At 47.5% G+C, this 24,237-nt stretch carries 23 protein-coding genes and 1 pseudogene; 14 read left to right on the top strand and 10 right to left on the bottom strand.

Annotated features, from left to right (window positions below; translation table 11 throughout):
* Window positions 1–112 precede the first annotated feature (112 nt).
* From NK638_RS05715 to NK638_RS05690, 6 genes are all read left to right on the top strand, one after another.
* A complete protein-coding gene (locus tag NK638_RS05715) occupies window positions 113–556 on the top strand; it encodes an RNA-binding S4 domain-containing protein (protein WP_274632263.1) in 444 nt (147 codons plus the stop codon).
* A 207-nt stretch (window positions 557–763) separates the two neighbouring features.
* On the top strand, window positions 764–1,261 hold the full coding sequence (locus NK638_RS05710; protein ID WP_274632262.1) for a low molecular weight protein-tyrosine-phosphatase: 498 nt from the start codon (window positions 764–766) through the stop codon (window positions 1,259–1,261).
* Window positions 1,262–1,370: 109 nt separating this feature from the next.
* Window positions 1,371–2,516: a UDP-N-acetylmuramate dehydrogenase gene (murB, locus tag NK638_RS05705; protein WP_274632261.1), complete on the top strand. Its 1,146-nt coding sequence runs from the start codon at window positions 1,371–1,373 to the stop codon at window positions 2,514–2,516.
* The gene (locus NK638_RS05700; RefSeq protein ID WP_274632260.1) at window positions 2,506–3,318 is read left to right on the top strand and encodes a YdcF family protein; all 813 of its coding nucleotides are present in this window, start codon (window positions 2,506–2,508) and stop codon (window positions 3,316–3,318) included. The genes murB and NK638_RS05700 overlap by 11 nt, the downstream gene beginning before the upstream one ends.
* Window positions 3,319–3,538: 220 nt before the next feature.
* A complete protein-coding gene (gene ccoS / locus NK638_RS05695) occupies window positions 3,539–3,784 on the top strand; it encodes a cbb3-type cytochrome oxidase assembly protein CcoS (protein WP_075100933.1) in 246 nt (81 codons plus the stop codon).
* A gap of 94 nt (window positions 3,785–3,878) precedes the next feature.
* The gene (locus NK638_RS05690; protein ID WP_274632259.1) at window positions 3,879–4,757 is read left to right on the top strand and encodes a sulfite exporter TauE/SafE family protein; all 879 of its coding nucleotides are present in this window, start codon (window positions 3,879–3,881) and stop codon (window positions 4,755–4,757) included.
* A gap of 207 nt (window positions 4,758–4,964) precedes the next feature.
* On the opposite strand, the gene NK638_RS05685 is transcribed toward NK638_RS05690, so the two are convergent.
* Window positions 4,965–6,119 (bottom strand): DEAD/DEAH box helicase, encoded by a 1,155-nt coding sequence (locus NK638_RS05685; protein ID WP_105245601.1) that lies wholly within the window; start codon window positions 6,117–6,119, stop codon window positions 4,965–4,967.
* A 266-nt stretch (window positions 6,120–6,385) separates the two neighbouring features.
* The gene (locus tag NK638_RS05680) at window positions 6,386–6,601 is read right to left on the bottom strand and encodes a cold-shock protein (RefSeq protein ID WP_075100936.1); all 216 of its coding nucleotides are present in this window, start codon (window positions 6,599–6,601) and stop codon (window positions 6,386–6,388) included.
* Window positions 6,602–6,940: 339 nt separating this feature from the next.
* Between NK638_RS05680 and aroQ the strand changes: the two genes are divergently transcribed.
* Window positions 6,941–7,468: a type II 3-dehydroquinate dehydratase gene (gene aroQ / locus NK638_RS05675; RefSeq protein ID WP_274632258.1), complete on the top strand. Its 528-nt coding sequence runs from the start codon at window positions 6,941–6,943 to the stop codon at window positions 7,466–7,468.
* 140 nt (window positions 7,469–7,608) lie between these two features.
* On the top strand, window positions 7,609–8,919 hold the full coding sequence (locus NK638_RS05670) for an ABC1 kinase family protein (protein WP_274632257.1): 1,311 nt from the start codon (window positions 7,609–7,611) through the stop codon (window positions 8,917–8,919).
* Here NK638_RS05670 and NK638_RS05665 read toward each other — a convergent pair.
* Window positions 8,916–9,746, bottom strand: a complete 831-nt coding sequence (locus NK638_RS05665) for an ion transporter (protein ID WP_075100939.1) — start codon at window positions 9,744–9,746, stop codon at window positions 8,916–8,918. The genes NK638_RS05670 and NK638_RS05665 overlap by 4 nt on opposite strands.
* A gap of 333 nt (window positions 9,747–10,079) precedes the next feature.
* Here NK638_RS05665 and NK638_RS05660 point away from each other — a divergent pair, with 333 nt between their 5' ends.
* Window positions 10,080–10,829: a YebC/PmpR family DNA-binding transcriptional regulator gene (locus NK638_RS05660; protein WP_274632256.1), complete on the top strand. Its 750-nt coding sequence runs from the start codon at window positions 10,080–10,082 to the stop codon at window positions 10,827–10,829.
* Between the two features lie 67 nt (window positions 10,830–10,896).
* Here the strand turns inward: NK638_RS05660 and NK638_RS05655 are convergent, their stop codons facing one another.
* Both NK638_RS05655 and ftsY read right to left on the bottom strand, forming a co-directional pair.
* The gene (locus tag NK638_RS05655; protein ID WP_274632255.1) at window positions 10,897–11,469 is read right to left on the bottom strand and encodes a methylated-DNA--[protein]-cysteine S-methyltransferase; all 573 of its coding nucleotides are present in this window, start codon (window positions 11,467–11,469) and stop codon (window positions 10,897–10,899) included.
* An 83-nt stretch (window positions 11,470–11,552) separates the two neighbouring features.
* Window positions 11,553–12,608, bottom strand: a complete 1,056-nt coding sequence (gene ftsY / locus NK638_RS05650; protein WP_192992939.1) for a signal recognition particle-docking protein FtsY — start codon at window positions 12,606–12,608, stop codon at window positions 11,553–11,555.
* A 725-nt stretch (window positions 12,609–13,333) separates the two neighbouring features.
* Between ftsY and NK638_RS05645 the strand changes: the two genes are divergently transcribed.
* The 3 genes and pseudogenes from NK638_RS05645 (at window position 13,334) to NK638_RS05630 (ending at window position 16,683) form a co-directional block, all read left to right on the top strand.
* Entirely contained in the window at window positions 13,334–13,495 is a 162-nt protein-coding gene (locus NK638_RS05645; RefSeq protein ID WP_158676722.1) for a hypothetical protein, read from the top strand.
* An 88-nt stretch (window positions 13,496–13,583) separates the two neighbouring features.
* Window positions 13,584–15,106, top strand: a pseudogene (locus NK638_RS05640) (M16 family metallopeptidase).
* A gap of 47 nt (window positions 15,107–15,153) precedes the next feature.
* Window positions 15,154–16,683 (top strand): M16 family metallopeptidase, encoded by a 1,530-nt coding sequence (locus NK638_RS05630; protein ID WP_274632252.1) that lies wholly within the window; start codon window positions 15,154–15,156, stop codon window positions 16,681–16,683.
* 167 nt (window positions 16,684–16,850) lie between these two features.
* Here the strand turns inward: NK638_RS05630 and NK638_RS05625 are convergent, their stop codons facing one another.
* Both NK638_RS05625 and NK638_RS05620 read right to left on the bottom strand, forming a co-directional pair.
* Window positions 16,851–17,438, bottom strand: a complete 588-nt coding sequence (locus NK638_RS05625) for a hypothetical protein (RefSeq protein ID WP_274632251.1) — start codon at window positions 17,436–17,438, stop codon at window positions 16,851–16,853.
* Window positions 17,439–17,611: 173 nt separating this feature from the next.
* Window positions 17,612–18,514 (bottom strand): D-Ala-D-Ala carboxypeptidase family metallohydrolase, encoded by a 903-nt coding sequence (locus NK638_RS05620; protein WP_274632250.1) that lies wholly within the window; start codon window positions 18,512–18,514, stop codon window positions 17,612–17,614.
* Between the two features lie 300 nt (window positions 18,515–18,814).
* Between NK638_RS05620 and rodA the strand changes: the two genes are divergently transcribed.
* Both rodA and NK638_RS05610 read left to right on the top strand, forming a co-directional pair.
* A complete protein-coding gene (gene rodA / locus NK638_RS05615) occupies window positions 18,815–19,957 on the top strand; it encodes a rod shape-determining protein RodA (protein WP_105245580.1) in 1,143 nt (380 codons plus the stop codon).
* A gap of 611 nt (window positions 19,958–20,568) precedes the next feature.
* The gene (locus NK638_RS05610) at window positions 20,569–21,183 is read left to right on the top strand and encodes a septal ring lytic transglycosylase RlpA family protein (RefSeq protein WP_075100948.1); all 615 of its coding nucleotides are present in this window, start codon (window positions 20,569–20,571) and stop codon (window positions 21,181–21,183) included.
* A gap of 111 nt (window positions 21,184–21,294) precedes the next feature.
* On the opposite strand, the gene radA is transcribed toward NK638_RS05610, so the two are convergent.
* From radA to lptA, 3 genes are all read right to left on the bottom strand, one after another.
* Window positions 21,295–22,734 carry a DNA repair protein RadA gene (gene radA, locus NK638_RS05605; RefSeq protein WP_100749705.1) on the bottom strand — a complete coding sequence of 480 codons (1,440 nt, stop codon included), beginning with the start codon at window positions 22,732–22,734 and terminating at the stop codon, window positions 21,295–21,297.
* 93 nt (window positions 22,735–22,827) lie between these two features.
* Window positions 22,828–23,607 carry an LPS export ABC transporter ATP-binding protein gene (lptB, locus tag NK638_RS05600; RefSeq protein ID WP_274632249.1) on the bottom strand — a complete coding sequence of 260 codons (780 nt, stop codon included), beginning with the start codon at window positions 23,605–23,607 and terminating at the stop codon, window positions 22,828–22,830.
* Window positions 23,608–23,661: 54 nt separating this feature from the next.
* The gene (gene lptA / locus NK638_RS05595; RefSeq protein ID WP_274632248.1) at window positions 23,662–24,189 is read right to left on the bottom strand and encodes a lipopolysaccharide transport periplasmic protein LptA; all 528 of its coding nucleotides are present in this window, start codon (window positions 24,187–24,189) and stop codon (window positions 23,662–23,664) included.
* Window positions 24,190–24,237 lie beyond the last annotated feature (48 nt).

Genomic DNA, 24,237 nt, shown 5'->3' with positions numbered 1-24,237 from the left:
TAGATTGACCAATTAGGGCGTTATCGATTGCACCCTCAGACTAAGGCGCTCTTTTAATTTATAAAAAAAGCACCATTTATGATCATAGTTTATTGATATCTATGAGGTTTTGATGAGTAAACACAGTAAAAACCATAATCAACCAAGTCATAGCCAGTCAGATATGGCACGCATGCGTATCGATAAATGGCTGTGGGCGGCACGGTTTTATCGTACACGCTCGCTCGCCAAAGAAGCGATTGAGAGCGGGCGTGTGCATTATGCTGGCAGCCGTGTAAAGACCAGTAAAGAGATTGCCGTCGGTGACGAGCTGCAGATTCGTCAAGGCTCCGCCACTGCCATGACCGAAAAAACCGTCATCGTCGAGGCGCTAAGTGCTCAGCGCGGCAACGCCTCGACGGCACAGATGCTATATTCAGAGACCGAGGAGAGCGAAAAACGCCGAGCATACTATGCCGAGCAGCGTAAGCTTGCCAACCTTGCCCGTCCTGATAATAAACCCAACAAAAAAGAGCGTCGTGATTTGCAGCGCTTTAAAAACAAACAACACTCATGATCGAAACCCGAAACATCAAGGACTACCTACTTTAGGTATTCTTGGTAAACGTGCTGTGAATGTCACAGACGCCACCGTGCTCTTCGCCCTTGCCATTTCATGTATTAACCGTTAGGCTAGGGACTATTTAATCACTAACATGCTAATAAGCCGCATCCCCTATGCTGGTCTTAATGGCATGTTTTTTTTGTTATAAAAGGTCATAGTATGCTGATAAAAGCCTGTACCCCATCTTCTGTGTTATTGGTTTGCTTGGGAAATATCTGTCGATCGCCCACGGCCGAAGAGATTTTTCGGCAGCAAGCAGCGATTGCCGGCCTGTCCTTAAAGGTAGACTCAGCAGGCACGGGCGACTGGCATATCGGTCATTCGCCAGATGAACGCTCGCAGCGCCATGCCAAATCTCACGGCTATAACATCGGCAAACTGGTGGCTCGCCAAGTCAGCGCTGACGACTTTCGTCAGTTTGACTTGATATTGGCTATGGATAGCCAAAACCTGGCGGATTTGCAAGCCATCAAAGATAGCCTGACAGACCCTGTAGACACTCTAGCCAAGCTGGCTTTGTTTAGTGAAGAAGACCCCACTTACGGCGGCGATGATGTGCCAGATCCTTATCATGGCGATGCTGAGGACTTTGAGGAAGTCATAAAACGCATTGAATCAAGTGCACAAGCTTGGATTGAAAGCTGGAAAACATGCTAGCGATAAGGTCCATATTTTTGCTACTTTTATGAGTGGTATCCTTTATAATAACCCCCGTACTAAATAAACCCCGTATTATTTGTTCTTTATCTGCCATATAGGCTACGTTATGACCTTAGTTTCACGTCTCGAGCGAGATGCTCAATTAGCGACTCAGACTCACTCGCCAGCAGATGCCCTCCTGCGTCATGCCGTCGATTTGTCTCATCATAACACCATGGCCTTAGCCTGTAGCGCTGATACAGTCATCACCTTGCATGACGAAGCGCAGATTGACGCATTGATGGTAGATAAGACAGCAGCCATTAAAGAGCGCCCTCTCTTAATCCTCTCAGGTGGCAGTAACGTGTTACTGCCTACCAAGCTAGATGCCACTGTATTGCAGCCCATGATGCGCGGTATCAACGTGGTCGCGCAGACAGACAGTTATATCGATATCGAGGTCATGGCGGGCGAGAACTGGCATGACCTTGTGACTTATACCGTCCATCAGGGCTGGTACGGTCTTGAAAACCTAGCCTTGATTCCTGGTCTAACAGGGGCGGCTCCTGTACAAAACATCGGTGCTTACGGCGTACAGCTCGAAGACCATTTGTTATATGTCCGCGCCTATCATCTGCCTACTCAAACATGGCAGCAGCTGTCAGCGGCACAGTGTCAATTTAGCTATCGCGATAGTATCTTTAAGCGCACGCCCAATACTTGGCTCATCAGCCGGGTGGCCTTTCGCTTGCATCTTCATGAAACCCAAGTACAGGCCAGCTATGGCGATGTACAGACAGTAGCGCAGCGTTATGCCGATGCGCAAGGGTATCAGCACCTCACCCCAGCGCATGTGATGCAAGCGATCATCGATATTCGCCAGCAAAAACTGCCCGACCCAAAGCAGCTACCCAACTGTGGCAGTTTTTTCCAGAACCCTATTATTCCTCAAGCGCAGTTTACAGCGCTGCAAACCACCTATCCTGACATTATCGGCTACCCCATGCCAGATGCGATGATAAAAGTTGCGGCTGGCTGGTTAATCGAGCAAGCAGGACTCAAAGGCGGCGGCATTGCACCCATCATGACGCATCAGCAGCAGGCCCTTGTATTGACCAACCACCAGCCTTATCAGGCGACGCAAAATGATGTGGCCACCGCGCAGCACCATATTGCCCAAGTGGTATACGAAAAATTTGCCATACGTTTATCACGTGAGCCAGTATGGATAAACGCCGATGGCTCGATTGGGTACGATGAGCATGCGGCCTAAAACATCATGGTCGATACGCTTATGGCGGCATTATCTGCGCATGGCTGAGCGTTTGCTAAAGCTGCTTCGCATTATTAATATCACTTTTTTATTGGGCACCACGTCCATTATTTTGCTACTGATTAGCTTATTTACCCCTTTATTTTCTCAAGCCGTTGTTTATATCCTCTCCTTATTACCGCTACCAAACATGCCATCAGCTGCCATGAGCTCACCGCCGACCGCTTATGTGGTATTGGGAGGCGGCTTGACCAATGATCATAACAATCAAATCATTCTCAACAGCTACAGTCTCAATCGTGCCCGAACGGCTGCAACGGCCTATCATGACTTACCCTTACCTATTGTGTTAAGTGGGGCAGAAGCGCCTTGGCTTGGTCAATGGCTCATCGAGCATGGTATTGACGGCCTGATCAGTGAAAATGCCAGCATGAACACCTGCGAAAACGCGCGCTTTACCGCCAAGCGTATCCCGCTGCATCACGTGTATCTGATTACCGATAGCTATCATATGGCGCGTGCGCGCAGACAATTTGCCCTAAATGGTATCAACAGCACCCCACTGATCGCCCCTTTGCCGGTAAGACGCGACTGGCACAAACCTGCGCAGAATTTAACGCACTCACGCCGTGCAGTGTATGAAGTAGCCGCCTACTTGCGCGATGTGATACGGCCGCAGATGGATTGTCGCCACGCCAATGATGTAAGCGAGCAGCAACTACTGACACCTAGAGGCAATGTGGCCAAGACAACGCCCAAAGCAGAACAAACCATAGAAAACCAAACCATAGAAGAAGAATAGCATTCATATGGTCGCGGCCATGCCATTTACAGTATAAAAACGACACTACTTTTCATTGGATGACTTGATAGCGATGTATCCAAGCTTTAAGCAACCAATCTCTGAATATTTGATTTGTTTGGATTCGACCATACTTGCTGATTAGTTGGTATCTGTCCAGCCATTAGTAGGGTCAATGGGTGTATAATAAGAGCAGAAACTGCTAAAAAAGAGATCTACCATGCTCAGTATATTTTTATTAATTCCATTAAGTCTGATGCTGTTTGTGGTTGCCATTTGGGCGGTGCGTTATGCGGTCAAATCCAATCAATTTGAGGATTTAGACAATGCCTCTCAGCGCATCATTTTAGATGATCGGCAAGAGCGCCGCCAAACCATGCAAACTCACGAGCGCGCCACTACCCATCAGCAGACTGATGATTCAGATAGCGTATCGGTGCAACCACAAGAGCGCGATAAGCTTTGAACCATTAAGGCGTTAGTCATACACGGCTGGTAGTCCTTTGATCAGCCGTGTCATATCATTAGACCAACTTTTTACTATTTTTAGGAGTTACCCTATGACCACAGCGTTACTTGTTGCGGCATTACTAATGGGATTTTTTGGCTCACCGCATTGCTTGGGTATGTGCGGCGGACTGGTGACTGCTTTTGGACTGTCGATGAAAGATATTAGCCCAGCCAAGCGCCGCGCTCTTGTCTTTACTTATCATTTTGGCCGTCTGAGCAGTTATGCACTGTTAGGTCTGCTGGCAGGATTTATCGGTACGACGGTGTTAGAGCCACTCATGAAAGGCAATAGCTTGCCACGTATTTTACTGGGCGCAGTGTTGGTCTTTGTGGGTGTGACCATGCTTGGCGCGCCTTTTTTGAATAAGCTTGAGCGCTTTGGTATGCGCTTTTGGCAATACCTCAGCCCGCTACGCCAAAAGGTCTTTCCCCTAAACACCTTTCCACGTGCATTGACAGCTGGTCTACTTTGGGGCTTTTTGCCTTGCGGTTTGGTATATGGCGCCCTACTCATCGCGGTGGTGGCTCACAATCCTTTGGGCGGTGCAGCGTTGATGTTTGTTTTTGGTCTTGGCACGGTGCCGATGCTGGTCGCCACCCATGAGACGGTCGGCTGGTTACGTGAAAAAATTGGCCGCTTTCATCTAAGACAGCTCAATGGCGCAATCATGGTGCTGTCTGGCTTGGCTGTCGTTGCTATCCCTATGGTCATGGCAAATATGCACGGTGGACACGGCGGTGGCCATGGGCAAATGGATCATGGTAGTCACTCGGCGATGATGTCTGATGCAGACAGCCCAGCCCATCATGATATGAGCCAAATGGATCATGACATGACGCCAGCAATGGATAGCACAGTCGATCATAGTATGCATGATATGAGTGATGACGCCATGAGTCATCATGCACACCACGAGCCGTCTTCGTAGACATCATACATATAAAAGTATCGACAGCTAAGGCTCGTCTTAATTTCGACATCATCGCCTTTTACTAAGACACTTTAGCCAAAAGCCCTTAACCTCACCACTGAGATTAAGGGCTTTTTGTATTAGGGCGTGTCCTTAATTTAATTGCTAGTTACCTAAATGGGTTAAAAATAAGGACATGCCCGAGTCTAGACAACAAATACCCCCCTACTCTTGCCACTGCTCTAGCGCAAATTTTGTATCCAGATGCTTTTCTAATGCTGGGATATTGAACGCATCATCTTCGCTGACAAAGCTAATACTAATGCCTGTCTGTCCAGCACGGCCAGTACGGCCAATACGGTGTACATAATCATCTGGTTGATCAGGCAAGGTATAGTTGACCACATGGCTGATATCATCGACATGAATCCCGCGACCTGCGACGTCTGTGGCGACCAAAATAGCAGCATGACCGTCTTTAAAACGCTGCAAATACTTCTCGCGTTTTTGCTGAATCACATCACCCGATAGCATGACGACTTTATGAGATTGGCGCAGCTTATGATAGAGGCGTTTGACTTGGTCTTTGCGATTGGCAAATACGATAACTTTTTCGACATCGCTATCACTAATAATGCGCTGCAAGGCCGCCAGCTTTTGATCTTCTGTCAATAGATAAAAGTGCTGATCGACCAGCTCACTGGTTTTGTGCTCAGGCTCGATCTCAACAAACTGCGGCTCATGTAGCCAGCGATACGCCAAGTTCATCACATCTTGGTTGAAGGTCGCGGAAAAAAGAAGACTCTGACGATCAGTATTGGCAGGCATGCGCCCGACCAACCGCTTGATGTCAGGGATGAAGCCCATATCGAGCATACGATCTGCTTCATCGAGCACCAACACCTCAACGCGATCCAAAAATACCATGCCTTTATTGGCAAGATCAATCAAACGCCCTGGCGTCGCTACCAAAATATCCACGTACTGACGCTCAAGCTCATGCTGCTGGGTTTCGTAATTGGTGCCACCCATGATACAGACGCTATGCAGTGAGGTGTATTTGGTCAAGGCAATACAGTCATCAAATATCTGCTGAGCAAGCTCGCGCGTCGGTGCCATCACTACCGCACGTGGCTCTCCCAAATAACGCTCTTCGTCACTAGCAAAAGGCCGTTTTAACAACGCTTCCATAATGGTCAATAAAAACGTGGCCGTCTTCCCTGTCCCTGTTTGGGCTTGGCCGATTGCGTCTTGATTGGCCAAAGTATGCGGCAGTATCTTTGCTTGAATGGGTGTCAGCTCGGTAAAGCCCAAATCACTGACGGCACGTAGGGTCGGATTTGATAACGGTAAATCCGTAAACTTCTTAAAATTACTCAAAAAAATATCCTTTTAAACAAATAACTTATTATAAATAATCAGAAGCTAATCGCTGATGAATGACTCACTCGCCATCTTCTTAAGGCCCTATATTTGACAGCCCATATACAGCGCATCGCGTAAGCACAAAAAAAGCCAAGCCCGACATCGTATCTTACCTAATATGCCGATTTTTTAGCATAGGTAAGACCAGACGGGCTTGACTCAGTAGTATATCAGTAGTTTGTACAGACATTATAGCGAAACCGCCGTAATGACTGGATAGATTACTCTTCCATTTTTCTGACTTCTTCAGCCTGAAGGCCTTTTTCACCTTCTACCACACTGAACTCAACCTTTTCGCCATCTTTTAAAGAACGATAGCCATCACCTTGAATCGCACGGAAATGGACAAAAATGTCTTCTCCGCTGTCACGTTGAATGAAACCAAAGCCTTTTGAGTCATTAAACCACTTAACGATACCTTGCTCACGAGCTGACATAATATTACTTCCTAAAAAAGTCCGCTTAGCCCCAACTTCCTTTGCAACATTGCATATAAACGGGGTCTAAGATTGTGAAATCAAAAACTTAAGAGTACTGTTCTAACCACTATCTTTAAGCTCAGCCTTTGAGTAGGCTTATCCCATCGATAGTAACAAACGGTAATAGCAACAAAATTGCAAGAATTGTTGCATAAAAAATATCATAGCACGGGTTTTTAGCAACATAAAGACTTTTAACTTGCTTTTTGCCAATAAGAGACATTTTTGCCGTAATTTTTTTATCGTCCGCGACCTAAGCTGGTATGATTAACCGATTTGATAACCAAAGAGACCACTATGTCCACCACTCCTTCTGTCGCCGCCGTCCACTCTCTTGAGGCCAAGCGCTCAAACACGCTTTCTTATAAATTATTGCTGGTCAACGGCGTCAATCTAAACTTACTCGGCAAACGTGAGCCTGAAATATATGGGCACACCACACTAGCGGAGATTGAAAAACGTTTGATCGCTCGTGCCGCCGAGCATGGCGTTGAACTGATATGCATCCAATCCAACCACGAAGGCCAACTCGTGGACGATATCCAGCACTACGGACTGCTTGCCGATCCAGCGGCGCAAGTTGATGCGATCATCATCAACCCTGCCGCCTTTACCCATACCTCCGTTGCCCTACGTGATGCACTATTGGCCACCCAAAAGCCCTTTATCGAGGTACATTTATCCAATATCCATGCGCGTGAGCCTTTTCGCCAGCATTCTTACTTAAGCGATATCGCGGTGGGTGTGATCTGCGGTTTGGGACAGCAAGGGTATCAGATGGCCCTTGACTACTGGTTGACCCATACCTATTTGGTCAGCCAATGACTAAAAGACGCCTGCGTTTTACGCGCTCGCTAAAAAAGTCGTCATACAAGGTTACTTTTGGCACACTAGTCAAACAGCAATCACTTGATTAAAATAATAAAATAACAGATGAGCACACAATCCACTACAAGGTGATATGAATGGCAAAAACCTCCGGAAAACGCTTTATGAAACTTGCTGGCATGACAGCAAGCATCGCCGGTAAAGCCGCTAAAAACTCATTTAAACACCTATCAAGCGATGAAGAAAAGCGCCTGCAAGCCCGCTCAGAGCTGATGCAAGATGTGGGGATTCAAATCGCTGAGACCTTGGGTGAGATGAAAGGTGCGGTGATGAAAGTGGGACAAATCGCCTCGCAATATAAAGACGTGTTTCCACCTGAGGTGGCAACGGCGCTAGAAAAACTCCAAAAAGACGCGCCGCCGATGCCATATACTCAGATACGCGCCCAGATTGAGCGCGAGCTAAAAGCACCAGTAGCAGAATTATTTAGTGAATTCGAAGAGACGCCGTTTGCTGCCGCCTCCATCGGGCAAGTACACAAAGCGGTGTTGCCATCGGGGCAAAGAGTCGTCGTCAAGGTTCAATACCCCAATGTCGATGAAAACTGCGACAGTGACCTCAAACAAGTGCGTATGGCGCTTAAAATCGCCGGCGTACTCAATATGAGCAAACAGTTGCAAGAGCAGCTGTTTCATGAAATACGCCAAAGCCTGCACGATGAGCTAGACTATATTAAAGAAGCGCACAATCTGCGCGTGTTTGGGGCGTTTCATGCAGAGGATACGGGTATTATTATTCCCAAGGTCATCAGCAGCTACTCAACCAAGCGAATCTTGACACTGACAGAAGAGATGGGCGAGACGCTCAGTGTCGCGGCAACGTGGGATAATGATATCAAGCAAAAAATCGCCAAGCGTTTGTTTCATTTTACCGCAGGCCAGCTGTTTGAATTATACCGTATGCACTGCGACCCACATCCTGGCAACTTTGCCTTTCGGGAAGATGGTAGCGTCATCGCCTATGATTTTGGCGGCATTCGTAGCTATAGTGACAGTGAGGTGCAGCTGTTTAAGCGCTTTGCCCAGCATGCCATCAAAGGTGATGTCACCGCGCTTGAGCAAGACTTAATCGCCCTAGATATCCGCCGCGATGATGACAAACACATCCCAGGTGAGTTTTATGAAACGTGGCTGTCTATCGGGCTAAAACCTTTATCCATTTCGCCTTATCATGAAGGCGCTTTTGATTTTGGCAACAGTCAAGTACATCATGAAGTCATCACACAGATGCGCACTTCCTTAAAGTATTTTGGTCAATTTCAGCCGTCTGCGATGACCATGATGCTGGACCGAACGGTATCTGGCCAATATTGGAACTTGGTCAACCTAGGCGTGATTATCGACTTATCACCGCTCGTCGATGACTATTTGACTTCCTCCCCGCCCTAAATGTGCAGCGCATGCCCGCAGCGATCACAAAAGTCGGCACCGACTGCATGCCCAAACTTACCACAGTTTGGACAGGTCACAGGGTTGAGCTGCGGGCGCATATTACGCGCCAGCTCCGAGGTAAAAATCCCTGTCGGCACAGCAATAATAGAGTAACCTGTAATCATGACCATGGTCGCAATGGCTTGACCCAGCGGCGTTTTGGGCGACATATCACCATAGCCGACCGTGGTCATGGTGACAACCGCCCAATAGATGGACAGCGGAATACTGGTAAAACCATTCTCTGGCCCCTCGACCACATAAATGATCGAGCCAAAAATCGTCACCAACAGCACCAAAGATAAGAAAAACACAGTGATCTTTTGTTGGCTAGTGCGCAGCGCTGAGGCCAAAAACCCCGCTTGCTGCATATAGGCTTTGAGCTTGAGGACACGAAACACACGTAAGATACGCAACACACGTATCACCAGCAGATACTGGACACCGACAAACATCAAGCTTAGATAGCTTGGCAACACCGATAATAAATCGACAATACCAAAAAAACTAAAAGCATAGCGCAAACGATTGGGCGCTGAAAACAATCTCAGCGCATACTCAATGGTGAACAAAATGGTAAAAAACCACTCTGCGTACAAAAACAATATGCCATACTGCAAGCGCATATAGAGCACACTGTCGAGCATGACCACCGCCACACTCGCCAAAATCGCAATCAACAACACAATATCAAACAGCTTACCCAAACGGGTATCAGTCCCTTCGATAATAATATGAATGCGGTTACGCAAATGGGTAATGGCTTCAGCGGTTGGTTGCTTCATAGAGTCAGTAACATCATAGAGTCAGTAGCGCTATCAACCCAAAGGCGACAGGCTGCCAATGAATTAAAATACGCAGGATAAGGGCAAGTTGGTCAAAAGACACAAAACTGGTTTATAATATTGCTCACTTATAGCAATCAATACAATCTATAAGTTGCCACAGTGTAACAAAAAAGCACTATCAACGACATACAAATCGTTCATGTGCCAGTAGTTCTACTACCTTGAATAGACAGACCAATCATATAATAAAAACAGATGATGTAGTAATAAATGGTTGTTATTCACCGTTTTTTCGCTCAACCAATAACACGCAAAACTTAAGGATGTCATATGGCAGGCCATTCAAAATGGGCAAACATCAAACACCGTAAAGCTCGTCAGGATGCGGTAAGAGGCAAGGTATTCACCAAAGTGATTCGTGAGATCGTCTCAGCGGCCAAACAAGGTGACCCTGATCCTGATAAAAACCCTCGCTTACGTGCCGCTATCGAAAAGGGTCTATCGGTGAACATGACCCGCGATACCATCAATCGCGCTGTCGATCGCGGCACAGGCGGCGGCGATAACGAAAACATGGAAGAAGTCAGCTACGAAGGCTATGGCGTCGGCGGCGTGGCGGTATTGGTCGAGACCATGACCGACAACCTCAATCGAACCGTCAGCGAAGTCCGTCATGCTTTTACCAAATATGATGGCAATCTTGGTACCTCAGGCTCAGTGGCTTATCTGTTTACCAAGCGCGGCGAGATTACCTTTAATGATACAAGCTTAGAGGACGAGGTCATGATGGCGGCGCTGGATGCTGGTGCCTTAGATATCGAAAATGATGGCGAGAGCTTGATGGTCATTACCGAGTGGGAAAGCTTTGGTCAAGTCAAAGACGCGCTCAATGCCGCAGGTTTGGTCTCTGACAATGCAGAAGTGACCATGTCACCCTCTACCACCGCTGAGATAGATAACATCGAAGATGCCGAAAAGGTCATGAAAATGATCGACATGCTCGAAGACATCGACGACGTCCAAGAAGTCTATAGTAATGTGAGCTTCTCCGCTGACGTCATGGCACAGCTCGAGCAATAGCTTTCACTATACAAATAATAAAAAAAGAGGCCAAACGTATTTAGCGTTTGGCCTCTTTTTATACAGCTTACACTTTATAACTTATCTTTTCTAGCGCCAGTAAATGCGCTTTTTTGTCCAGACCGCCAGTATAACCGCCAATTTTACCATCGCTTGCAATCACGCGATGACATGGAACGATAATACTAAAAGGGTTTTTGCTATTGGCATTGGCAACCGCGCGAAAGCCTTTTGGGCTGCCCACTCGCTTTGCGAGCTCAGCATAGCTGATGGCCTCACCATAATCGATGCCTTGCAAAGCCTGCCACACCCGCTGCTGAAACTCGGTGCCCAAACTCATGTCTAGCGGCAAATCAAAGGTCTGCCGCGCGCCGCTAAAGTACGCGGTGAGCTGTGTGATGGTGTCAATAAGTAACGCTTGAGCTGGTTTGTTTTTGCTTAGGCTATTTTTTGCGATAAAGCTAAAGTCTTTATCACAAAGACCATGATGTTTTTTTAGCTTAGCAATGGACTTTGAAGAGTGCCAACTGTCCCCTGCTTGCAGCCAGTTGACCTCCACCAACCTAGGCGTATCCTGCGCATGCCCATTCGCAATCAATGCGACTCGGTGCGATGCAAATACCGCTTCAGTGACTATCATGATGCCTCCTTTCTCCTACTGATACACTTACTCGTTTTGGGTCATCACTATTTTGCTTGTTCACCCAAATCATGCTAGCAGTGCTACGCTTTGTCATCGGTTTCAAATAAAGCGGCGACAAACTGCTTAGGACTAAAGGCACGCAAGTCATCAATCGACTCTCCCACGCCGATATAGCGAATCGGCACGTCCGTTGTTTCAGCGATATTAAAGACCACTCCGCCTTTGGCCGTACCGTCTAGTTTGGTGACGGTGATCCCAGTCAATGGCACAACTTTATTAAACAGCTCGACCTGATTGATGGCGTTTTGCCCGGTGCCTGCATCGAGAACGATCATGCCTTCGTGCGGCGCGCTAGGATCGGCTTTACGCATGACACGCACCACCTTTTCAAGCTCCGCCATCAAATGAGTCTTGTTTTGCAAACGCCCAGCCGTATCAGCGATTAACACATCGATGTTTTTGGCTTTGGCCGATTGCATGGCATCAAAAATCACCGACGCACTGTCAGAGCCATGACCCTGTGCCACGACTGGTATGTCGTTTCGCTCACCCCAGATTTGTAGCTGCTCGGTGGCTGCCGCGCGGAAGGTGTCACCTGCCGCGAGCATGACAGATTTGCCCTCGCCTTGTAGACGCTTGGCAAGCTTACCAATGGTGGTGGTTTTTCCGACACCGTTGACGCCGACCACCAAAATAACAAAGGGCTTTTTGCTGGTATCAATGAGCAGCGGTGCAACCTTTGGTGTTAAGATATCAACCAGCTCATTTTGTAGCGCTTTATAAAGGGAGTGGGCATAAATCAAGTCACCACGGTCGGTCTGCTCGGTGAGACTTTTGATGATACGATTGGTGGCATTGACTCCGATATCGGCGACCAGTAGTTGATCTTCGACCTCTTCTAACAGCTCGTCATCGATCTCCTTGCCGCCGATCAGAATGTTGACCATGCCTTCGGCTAGGTTTTTACGTGACTTACTTAGCCCCGTTTTCATACGGCTAAACCAGCTGCCCTTTTTCTTGTCTTCTACCTTTTTGTCTTCTACCGCCTCTGCTGCTTCAGATGTAGGCTGACTGGCTGCAGGCGTACGAGTAGCACTAACACTTTGGCTATCGCCTAGTTTTTCTTGCAATGGCATGGCCGGGATAGTGGAAACGGTACTTGGCTTAGGCTGCGGCGGTGCTGATACGGCGTGATCACTGGTGTTATTATCACTCTCTTTAGCATCATCGACCGCGTGCTCATCCATTTCAGTATGCGTCGTCGATGTGTGACTGATGTCACCTTGCTCATCAAGCGTCACGATGGGCGCGCCTAAAGCGACATTATCTGCATTATCTGCCGAAGAGCCATTTGTAACCGCAGTTGTGTCCTTCTGCGCTGTATGAGGATCCTCTTGATATCCAGGCTCATCGATAATGGGCACTGATTGCGCTGGCAGACTGGGTAAGGTAATATCATCGTCATCTAAATCGTCTAGATCGCCATCTAGATTGATGACCACACGACTGCTATTATTTGGGTTGTTCATAAGCTTGCCCTAAAAGTTGTTGCTATCAATAATTTGATTATTTTAAATGGTTTGGTATGTAATCCGTTTTTGCTATCGACAAATCCCAGCGTGGCGGATTATTTTGGTCTAGTTTAGCATAATTACAAGTGCGCTCTGCCCTACCATGTCGGACAATCGATAAATGCCTTGGGTATGAGGATTCAGGCGTGATGCCAAGTAAGTTTGGCTTAAGGTTTGGACACAAAAATCCGACCTTATATCTTTCAGACTTCGCCTACTCTACAGAGTCTTATTTAAAGACTACCTTATCCAAACACAGTCATCTTTTATCATTATTTTTGGAAACAATTATGTCACTACTTTCTTATCATAAACGCCTGAGCAAAAAAATCACCAGCATCGGTTCGGCATTATTATTGACGAGCATCGCCTTCTCGATGACTGGGTGTAGCACGACTCAAGAAATCAAGCCGACTGCCAGCGTCATGGTTGGGGCGCACAAGTCTATCTAACTGCGTGCTTTTTCGCCATCAATCACACGTCTGATTGATTGTTTTTTGCCTGTTTATTTGCTGCCATTTTATATAAGTAGAAGCTACCATGTCACTGTTCTTTTTATCGTCTGTACCCTCTGCGCCTTTATCTGCTCTATCATTACGCATCGCGTGTGCGCTGGCGTTGGCAACAACCCTAAGTGCTTGCCAAACCAGTGCTATCAGCCCACCTTCATCTGCGGCGACACCGCTTAGCGAAGCGCAAAGCCAAGCAGGCCAAAATACCGATAATGGCGCCCAATACGCTAGTCGTTCTCAGAGTGCATCAGCCTTGCGTATGGACATGTCCGGCCGCCATGAGTACCAGTTAAAAAACGGTTTAAAAGTGGTGATTAGAGAAGACCACCGCGCTCCTGTCGTGATGACACAGGTTTGGTATCGCGTTGGCTCGGCAGACGAGGCGGTCGATAAAGGGGGCATCTCGCACCTGCTTGAGCATATGATGTTCAAAGGCACAAGCAATGTATCAAGCGATGACTTTGAGCGCTTGATTGCCAAGTTTGGCGGGATCAATAATGCCTTTACCAGCTACGACTACACCGGTTATTACGAGCTGTTCCCAGCCAACCGTTTTCCGCTAGCGCTTGAGCTAGAAGCTGACCGTATGAAAAACCTTATATTCAATGCAGATGAGTTTGCCAAAGAACATCAAGTAGTGATGGAGGAGCGCCGTCAGCGTACTGATGACAACCCGCTTGCCAAAGCTTACGAATCATTCCGTTTGCTTGCGCTGCCTGATAGTCCAAAGGGCGAGTCGGTTATCGGCCCCATGGATGAGCTGGCGTCTATCACGCTGCCTGATTTAAAAGACTGGTACAAAACATGGTATGCACCAAACAACGCTACGTTAGTCATCGTCGGCGATGTACAGCCAAAAGATGTATTGACGCAGGTGCAGCGCTACTTTGGGCAGCTAACGCCAAGTCATCTACCCAAACGCCCAGCCGTTAGACAACCAGGCTTTCGCGGCTACCAAAAAGTTGACTCTGAGCAAGCCGTACAAGTACCCGTTTTGCTGATGGGTTATAACGTCCCAAGCCTTGTGACTGTAGATAAAAACGATGAAAAACAAGCCTATGCGCTCTCGCTCGCTCAGGACGTCCTAGATGGTGGTCTCTCTGCCCGTCTAGAGAGCCGCTTGATACGTGAGCAGGGTCTACTGACCACAGTCGGCACGTCCTATGATCTGTTAGATCGCGGTGACGGGTTGTTTTTGATTCAAGCAACACCACGCGAAGGCGTCAGCTTAGCAAAGCCGACCCCATCGCCACCGATGAAATCAGTCGCGCTAAGACCAACACCGTCACAGGCCTTATCTACGCACAAGATAGTATGGAGGGTCAAGCACGTATGATTGGCTCACTACAATCTATCGGGCTCGACGATCGGCTGCTGGCCGAGCTACCAAGCAAGCTTGATAACATCACAGTACAAGACATTCAGGCGGCGAGCAAAAAGTATCTGGTAAAAAACAACTTGACTGCGATGCATATCATACCGCCCAAAGAGACTGAGCGAAAAGAGTCCGTGCAAGAAAAGCTTGGACAACACGACGCTACAGATAAATAAGCCTCAATCAGTCGCCTGCCAAATACATGATGAATAAGAAGAAAACCATGAGCCATACTAGTGATTTATTGCAAGTAATCAAAAGAACCTTCAGCTATAAACTGTCGCCGCTTAGCATCGGGGTATTATTGAGCCTGACCACACTGGTCATGCCAGCGCAAGCAGACTCTACAGCCACAGAAGAAAATCGCAGTACTGCAATCGTCGATACCAGCGCGCCCATTGCCGCCTTATCTAAGCTCAGCAGTTTGGATAATGCTACGCCTTTGACCGTCACTGTCCCAGCGATTGAGCAATTTACGACCAGCGCCGGTGTGCCCGTGCGCTTTGTCCAAACAACCGCGCTGCCCATCGTCGATATCGATCTACGCTTTAACGCCGGTAGCGCCCGCGATAGTAGCATACGCAAAAAAGGTTTTGGCATTGCCAATATGACCGCCACCATGCTGACACAAGGTGCCAAGCGCTTGGATGAAACAGCGTTTACACGAGCCGTTGAAACCTTAGGCATCAATCTAAGTAGCCGCGCCTACAAAGATATGTTTATTGTCTCGCTACGCAGCTTGTCAGATGATGCGCACTTATTGCCAGCTGCCGACTTGATGACACAGATGCTCACCGAGCCTGCCTTTAATGATGAAGTATTGGCACGAAACAAAGCACGCTTGCTGGTCGGCTTACAGCAGCAAAAACAAGACCCAAGCAGCCTGGCGAGCATTGCGTTTAGTCAAGCACTATACGGCGATCATCCTTATGCGCACCCTTCAGTTGGTACCCTTGAGACCGTACCAAACATAGACAAGCAGCAGCTTATCGATTTTAAAAACCGCTATCTGGTCGCGAACAATGCCTCTCTTGCTATCACGGGCAACCTCACCTTGGCGCAAGCAAAAAAACTGGCTGAGGACATTACCACCACGCTGCCCTCCGGTCAGCCTGCGCCTGAGCTTGCCGAACCCAAGCCCCTCACCCAAGCCAAGCATGTTCATATACCCTTTCCCAGTACACAAACCACGGTGCTAATGGGGCAACTGGGTAGCAAACGCGCGACCAATCCAAAAGAGCAGCAGCAGCAAACCAACTTTGCCATCGGTAATGATGTATTGGCAGGGGGTGATTTTAACGCTCGCCTGATGACTGAAATCAGACAAAACCTTGGCTACACCTATGGTATCTCAGGTGCTATGAACCCGATGCTAACACGCGGCCCGTATCAGATTGGGTTTTCGACTCGCAATGACAAAGCGCGCGCAGCCATTGATGCAAGCTTAGCGGTTATTAAAGAGACTTTGGATAATGGTCTTACCCATGATGAAATACGTCTGACCAAAGACAACTTAAAAAACAGCTTTCCGATGGGCTTTGCCAGCAATGCAGGCATCAATGGTTTGCTGGGAATGATGAATTTTTATCAACTACCAAACAGCTACCTAGACGATTATGTCAATCGTATCGACCAAGTACAGCTCGCTGACGTCAACCAGACCCTACGTGATACGTTGCAGCCTGATAATTTTTTGATTGTCACTGTCGGGCAGGTAGATCCTTGGCAAGACAAGCAGGCTAAAAAATTTTGATTGTCACTGTCGGGCAGGTAGATCCTTGGCAAGACAAGCAGGCTAAAAAATAGCGCCAAATACCTCTCGGTGATAAAACAAACCGCCGTAAAAAATGGACGATGCCACGTGGTATCGTCCATTTTATATTTCATGTTTTATGACTTAGATTCTATGATTGAGCGCTATTAATGTACATCAGAGACAGTAACGGCAACATCATAAACCAAATTTTCAGGCTTATACGTCGCGCCATTGTAGCTTAAGCGAATCACATGCTTATCATAAGAGCCGACCTGATAATCACCGTTGGCAAAATTATGCAGCGTTGGGACGATAAGCAAAGCTTCTAGCTGACGATTGTCTGTCTGCACAGCAATCACTTGTCCTTCTCTTGCATACAAAAAATAATCGCAGTAATCACCGACCATGACTTCAGCGGTACGCTCGACTACCGGACTGCCTACCTTTTCTTGGATAAGCTTTGGGCAGACATCAGAGCGACCAGAGGCCAATCTGGCATAAGAGTTTCTGATATTGTCTTTAATCTCTTGGGCATTTTGCTCAGCTTTGGCTTTATTGTCATTCATAACTGCTTTGTCTGCCCCTGCCGCGCCGTTTTCAGAGAAGCTCTCTGAGCTACAAGCACTGACGGCCAAAAGCAATAAAAAACTGACACCAAAAAATGTCAAATATATATTACTTGACTGCCAAAACCCTGTCTTCGATTTATCAATCATGGCAGTTGCCACTGTGGTTATATACCGCTTTTTCATAAATCCCGCTTGTCATAAACGCCTATTGTTACCTTATTTACCCAACAATCTGGCATGATCAATCAATAAAGCATGCGCCACTTATCGCTATTGTATCAGCACTATTATAACGGCTTTGACCAAAATTTATTAGGCTCTGTGCCCTCTTAGGCAAAACGGTCGTTTTTCTTGAGCTAATAGCGACATGAGGAGCTACTGCTGGCATGATTAAAGCCCCATTTTCGGTAGCCGTCGGTATCTAGGTGAATCGCCCCTGTGGCATATAGCCCCAACCCAAAGTTGTGCGCTTCTCCTTGATAGTGCCAAAACTGACACAAGCCATCTTGCATGGTGCTCAGTCGCCACAGATCGTCTTGGTATTCTGGCACCCAAATATCTATGGCACTTGCATTCATGTGTTTACTACGCGCAGCACCGCCGGCACAATCATTGAGCCCAGGGCTGCGATATACCGACCGTATTTCACTGGTGGCAGGCAGTACACCTTGATGCTTGAGCTCACTATATAATCGCAACGTCGGTACGATGTTTGCCCACAGCTCTTGCGGTGGCAACTGGTAGGGCTCATAGCCACACTTGTTCCAGCTGCGAGCTGTGGTAAGTAGCTGCGACAAAGGCGGTACGTTTTGAGCGCCAACGCGAGCGCTAAGATAACGCTGATAATCAGCCACTTGACGGGCGCGGTAGCTGTTGCTATTGAGCCATGCATGAAAATCCATACTAGAAAAATCACGATAGGTATTATCATAAATATTGCGCGCGGTGCTATAGCGATTGTTGGGGGACGTATAGCTAGGTGGACGCTGCTTGATATTGACACGCTTGTTTTCTTGTATGGACAAGCTCGACTCAAAATCACGCTGTTTTTGGGCAATCAAGCTTTGCATACTGTCGCCCGATACGGTATTTGCGCCACTGAGCATGGTCACGCCCGGACTATGATTGGAGTCACTGTTATTAACATAAGCATTTGCCGTACTGTTGCCGTGTCTGACTTGAATACGGCGCTCACTATCGTCACTTATAATAACGGCATGGGTGGTGATACTGCTGGCACCTAGCATGAGAGCCAGCATAGGATGATAGATTTGCCTATAGAAAGATTTTTTTGTATGAGTCATCGCAAGAAACTGCCGCTAAAAACGTTTTATCGATACTATCAAATTTTCAGCAAGCAGGCTAAACTATCGCTTCTAAATAGAGGTCAAAAATTTACAAATAACACTTATGCTTAATAGTTTTATAATTACGTGACTTTATTGCTTATGTGTTACCTTATATACGGTAGGCTATCGATATTAAGACAACATCGTTAGGTTTGATGTCTTATTTTTGACTCCCCCATTTTTTATACCAATTGTCAGCCCCACTTGCCTATGTCTTCTAACCCGCAATACCGTTTTTCACGTCAGAGCCATCATTTAGGCCAAGGTCATGCACCGACGCTGTGGCAACGTATTCATATCGACCCCTGGCTGACCCTCTTGTTATTGACGGTCTGCTGTATTGGCTTGACGATTTTGTATAGCGCCGCCGGTCAAGACGTGGACATGGTCATCCGTCAAGTGGTCAGTTATGGTGTGGCGTTTGCTGTGATGTTTACCATGGCGCAGATTCCTCCTAGCGTTTATCGAACCTTTACGCCCATCTTTTATGTCTTAGGGCTTATCTTATTGGTGTTGGTCGATATCATTGGTGAAGTTCGGATGGGTGCTCAGCGCTGGATTAACCTTCCAGGGTTCGGTAGCGTGCAGCCCTCAGAGTTTATGAAGCTTGGGATGCCGATGATGTGTGCTTGGTTTTTGTCCAAGCGTGACCTGCCGCCCTCTTTTGCAAGCATTATCGTTACCTTAGCCTTGATTATGGTTCCGGTGCTGTTGATCGCCAAAGAGCCAGACCTAGGCACATCATTGTTGGTCGCGGCCAGTGGGATTTTTGTGTTGTTTTTAGCTGGTCTATCTTGGCGGCTGATTTCCGCGGCTGCCATTCTTGCCGTACCTTTTGTGGCCATTGCATGGAATTTTTTGTTGCACGATTATCAGCGGACGCGTGTCATGACGCTGCTCAACCCAGAGGCAGATGTCCAAGGCGCTGGTTGGAACATCATACAGTCCAAAACCGCTATCGGTTCAGGCGGACTCACTGGTAAAGGCTACCTTGAAGGCACGCAGTCACATTTGCATTTTTTGCCAGAAGGTCATACAGACTTTATCATTGCTGCATTCTCAGAAGAGTTTGGCTTGCTTGGTGTGTTGCTGCTGATGTTCATTTACTGCTGCCTACTGGCACGGGCGTTATATATCGCTTTTACGCATCCTGATGTCTATAGCCGGCTGCTGGCTGGTGCCATCGCCATGTCGTTTTTTGTGTATATATTCGTCAACGTTGGCATGGTTGGCGGCATATTACCCGTGGTTGGGGTGCCGTTGCCATTCATTAGTTATGGCGGTACAGCCATTGTCACCTTGATGGCAGGCTTTGGCCTACTGATGTCTATTCATACGCACAGACCAAGCTAAGGCTACGTTCACCTATCACATAATCCAACATTTCTCCTCAAGTATCCTTTAGTACCAACCCATGACTGGTTGGTACGGATAGATATTAATCCTTGTTTTTTACAAATAATTGCGTTACCCTCTTTTTATTGCTCTATGATACAGAACCCGTACATAGGTGCTAAAAAACTTTGCATTCAATTATATTTTGGTTGTAGCTCAGCCGTATAGTTAGCGACTTGTAGATGGCAGGCTTGCAAAGACACTACTTAATTAACGGTTTAATAACAAAGTTACACTGAACACTTCTCAAACCCTTGATTAAGTTAGCAATGTGCCTTATATATTTGGCATCGTCTTTTCTCCTAAGATCGTTATCGTTTAAATCAAGTATGTATCGTTAACCATCCTTTGAGCGTTTCATAAGTAGCTAGGTGTGAAAACCACTTATGATAATGACATAAAATTAACATATATTAATACCTATAAAGCCTTTGGTCGTCATCAATATATATCGTGATGAGAAGGCTTTGGAGTGTGTAATACCGCTGGATTGCTCCGGCGCTGCGGCTCTCCATCCAAACCTCAGAAGAATAGAGTTAGGTTTTGATATATAAGTTATCGAGGTATCTATGAATAAGCGTTTATCTGGTTTACTGACTGTGTCAGCTGTGTTGTTCGCTGGCTCTGCAGCGGCGACTCATGCAAATGCCGCTGAAGCAAAAACCAATCTTGCCATGATTTCGCAAGACAACGCCGCCCATATCGATCGCGTTTTAAGTGAGCTTAGCCGTCAGCATGACGGCGCATCAAGCTTGGTCAAGTCAGCACGCAAGCCAACATCGTTGGCACTGAGCAGCTCACTACTGGCCAGTGATACCACAGAAGTCAGCAACGACGAAGATGTATTAGAGCGTCTCACTGCCGTGGCTTCTAACTCTGTGAGCAAATTTAAACAAACAGGGCTTGCCTCCTGGTATGGTCGTAAGTTTCATGGCCGCAAAACAGCCAGCGGCGAAACTTTTGACATGAATGGTTTGACAGCTGCTCACCGTTCTCTACCTTTGAACTGCTATGTCAAAGTAACCAATAAAACCAATGGCAAAAGTGTCGTGGTTAAGGTGAACGACCGTGGCCCATTCCATGGCAACCGAGTATTAGACTTATCTTATGGCGCTGCTAAGCGTTTAGGTATCACCAATAAAGGTGTCGGTAACGTATCAATCGAGCGCGTTGCAGGACCCTAATACTGGTTTGATATTTAAAGCATAGCACTAAAAAAGCACCCAACTTGAATAAGTTAGGTGCTTTTTTTATCTTAAAGGTCATTCATAGTGTCTGCTTGAGCAAGACTCCCCTCATAACTCAAAAGCGCTTTCGATGGCATCATCTAGACGCTCCACCGCGATGACGTTAATTCCTTTAAACTGCGCCGCGCCTTTTGCAGGCGCATTGGCCTTAGGAATAATGGCATGCTTAAAGCCATGCTTCATGGCTTCTTTGAGCCGTTCTTGTCCATTGGGTACGGGACGGATTTCACCTGAAAGCCCTACCTCACCAAACACCGCTAGCGAAGATGGCAAAGCGCGCTCTTTGATACTTGACGCGCACGCAAGTAATACCGCCAGATCAGAGCCTGTCTCTATCACTTTGACCCCGCCGACGACGTTGACATAAACGTCTTGACCGCTGGTATGGATACCACCATGACGATGCATCACTGCCAGCAGCATTGATAAACGCTGAAAATCTAACCCCAATGCCATGCGCCTAGGCGATCCTTGTGAGTCGTCCACCAATGCCTGCACCTCGACCAATAGCGGTCTTGTGCCTTCGCGACTGACCATCACCACTGAGCCTGCGACAGGTTTGTCGTAACGGCTCAAAAAAATTGCTGAAGGGTTCGCCACTTCTTTGAGACCTAAATCTGTCATACCAAAGATACCCAGCTCGTTGACTGCGCCAAAACGGTTTTTGACTGCGCGAATCATCCGAAAACGAGAGTCTGACTGCCCCTCAAAGTACAGTACCGTATCGACCATGTGCTCAAGTACGCGCGGGCCTGCAAGGGTACCCTCTTTGGTCACATGACCGACCAAAAATAACGCAGTACCTGTCTGTTTGGCATAACGGGTCAACATCGCGGCTGACTCTCGAATCTGACTGACGCCGCCCGGTGCCGAGCTAATGGCGTCGGTATAAATGGTCTGAATAGAGTCAATAATCGCAATCGCCGGTTGCTCTTGGGTCAATGCGGCACAGATGGTCTCTACATTGGTCTCCGCCAATACTCGCAATCTATCGGCTGGCAACTCTAAGCGTTTGGCACGCATAGCAACCTGGGCCAATGATTCTTCGCCCGTCACGTACAGTGCACTACCTGCCAACGAGTCGGCGCGCGCCATATTGGTCGCTGTCTGCAAAAGAATGGTTGACTTGCCGATACCCGGATCACCACCGATCAGCACCACTGAGCCTGCGACCAAGCCGCCACCTAGCACGCGATCGAACTCGCTAATACCTGTCGGCAAGCGTGTATCCAATGTGACGCTCACCGCATTAAGTGGCATCACCGCACTATGTGTCCCTGAGTAATTGCCGGTCGCAGCAGTATTGGCCGTACGAGGAGTGCTACGGCTGGCCGCAGATTTGGCCGCGCTTTTGTTATGATGCGGCATGCTGACATTTGGGGCTTCGACCAGACTATTCCATTCACTACAATCGCTACACTGCCCTGCCCATTTACCAAAATGCGCACCGCAGCTTTGACAAACATAACTGCTCTTATTTTTTGCCATAATTTATGAGCCTATTTTAGGTGTTTGATTGATAATACCAATAAACTGAGTACCTAGCCCTTACCATGGTAAAAAGTATGAAAGATGGATGGCTTATACCTGGAAGTCTTTACCCAAGTACACTGACTTCACCAACTCATTTTCTAGCACTTCACAAGAGGTACCTTCAGCGATAATGGCACCTTCTGAGACGATATAGGCTTTTTCGCAGATGGCCAGTGTGTCTCGCACATTATGGTCAGTAATCAGGACGCCGATACCGCGATTTTTTAGGGTCAAAATCACGTCTTTGATATCGCCGACAGAGATAGGATCTACCCCAGCAAACGGCTCATCTAACAAAATAAACTTCGGGTCAGCCGCTAGTGCACGGGCAATCTCACAGCGGCGGCGCTCACCACCAGAGACGCTCATGCCCAAAGATTTGCGCACATGTTCTAAATGGAACTCACCGATGAGTTTTTCAAGCTCTTGGCGCTGCTGAGCGGCACTTAGTTCTGTCCGCGTCTGTAAGATCGCCAAAATATTGTCTTCGATAGAGAGTTTGCGAAATATTGAAGCCTCTTGCGGCAGATACCCAATACCTGCCCGCGCACGCTCATGCATGGCGTATTTGGACAGATCCATCTTACCGAGTGTCACGCGGCCTTTGTCCATATTGACCAGCCCGACCACCATATAAAAACTGGTGGTTTTACCAGCACCGTTTGGGCCTAGCAGTCCCACCACTTGTCCTTGTTCGACAGAAAACGAGACGTCCTTGACTACCCAGCGCTTTCCGTAGCGCTTACCCAAGTTTTGCATAGACAGTCGGGTGCTTGAGACCGAGGTTTGCGGGGCGACTACAGGGTCAATACTTTGATTATCACTCATAACTTACTCATGTTTTGCAAAATTCAGGCACGATGACAAAAGCTGCTTTGCCGTCTAACGTATGCCACTTTGGCTGCTATTGGCATTGGGCGGAAATACCAGCTCTACGCGCTGATCACCACCGGCAGTGGCCTCAACATCGCCGGCTTTTAGACTATAACGAATGACATTACCTGCAAAACTTGCGCCATTTTGCACCAGTCTGGCATTACCAGTCAGCGTGATGATGCCAGTGACGGCATTATAATCAATATTATTGGCTTGACCTTTTGCTAGGCCTTTTTCTCGTGTCACGATTTGCTGCATCGTCGCTGGTCGGCCGGTCGCCACCGCAGAGTTGATACTGCGCTGCTGAGATAGGTTGACGGTGATATTATCTGCGGTCATCTTAAAAGTCCCTTGAGTAATAATCACGTTGCCTGCATAGCTGGTGACCCCTGTACGCTCGCTATACGTGGCCTTGTCTGCCAATAGTTTGATCGGCTGGTTGGCATCTGATGGCAGAGCGTGGCTATAAAGCGGCAGCGCAACCAGCATGAGCATCGGTAGCGCGCGCAGCGTAGACAAAAATTTAGGTTTCATAAACATCACTCGTCTTATAATAGGTATAGTCGATACACTCTAAAAATG

The organism is Psychrobacter sp. A3, assembly GCF_028823565.1.
Classification (GTDB): Bacteria; Pseudomonadota; Gammaproteobacteria; order Pseudomonadales; family Moraxellaceae; genus Psychrobacter; species Psychrobacter celer.
Note: the sequence above shows the minus strand (reverse complement) of the source record. Positions and strands in the feature narration are given on the sequence as shown.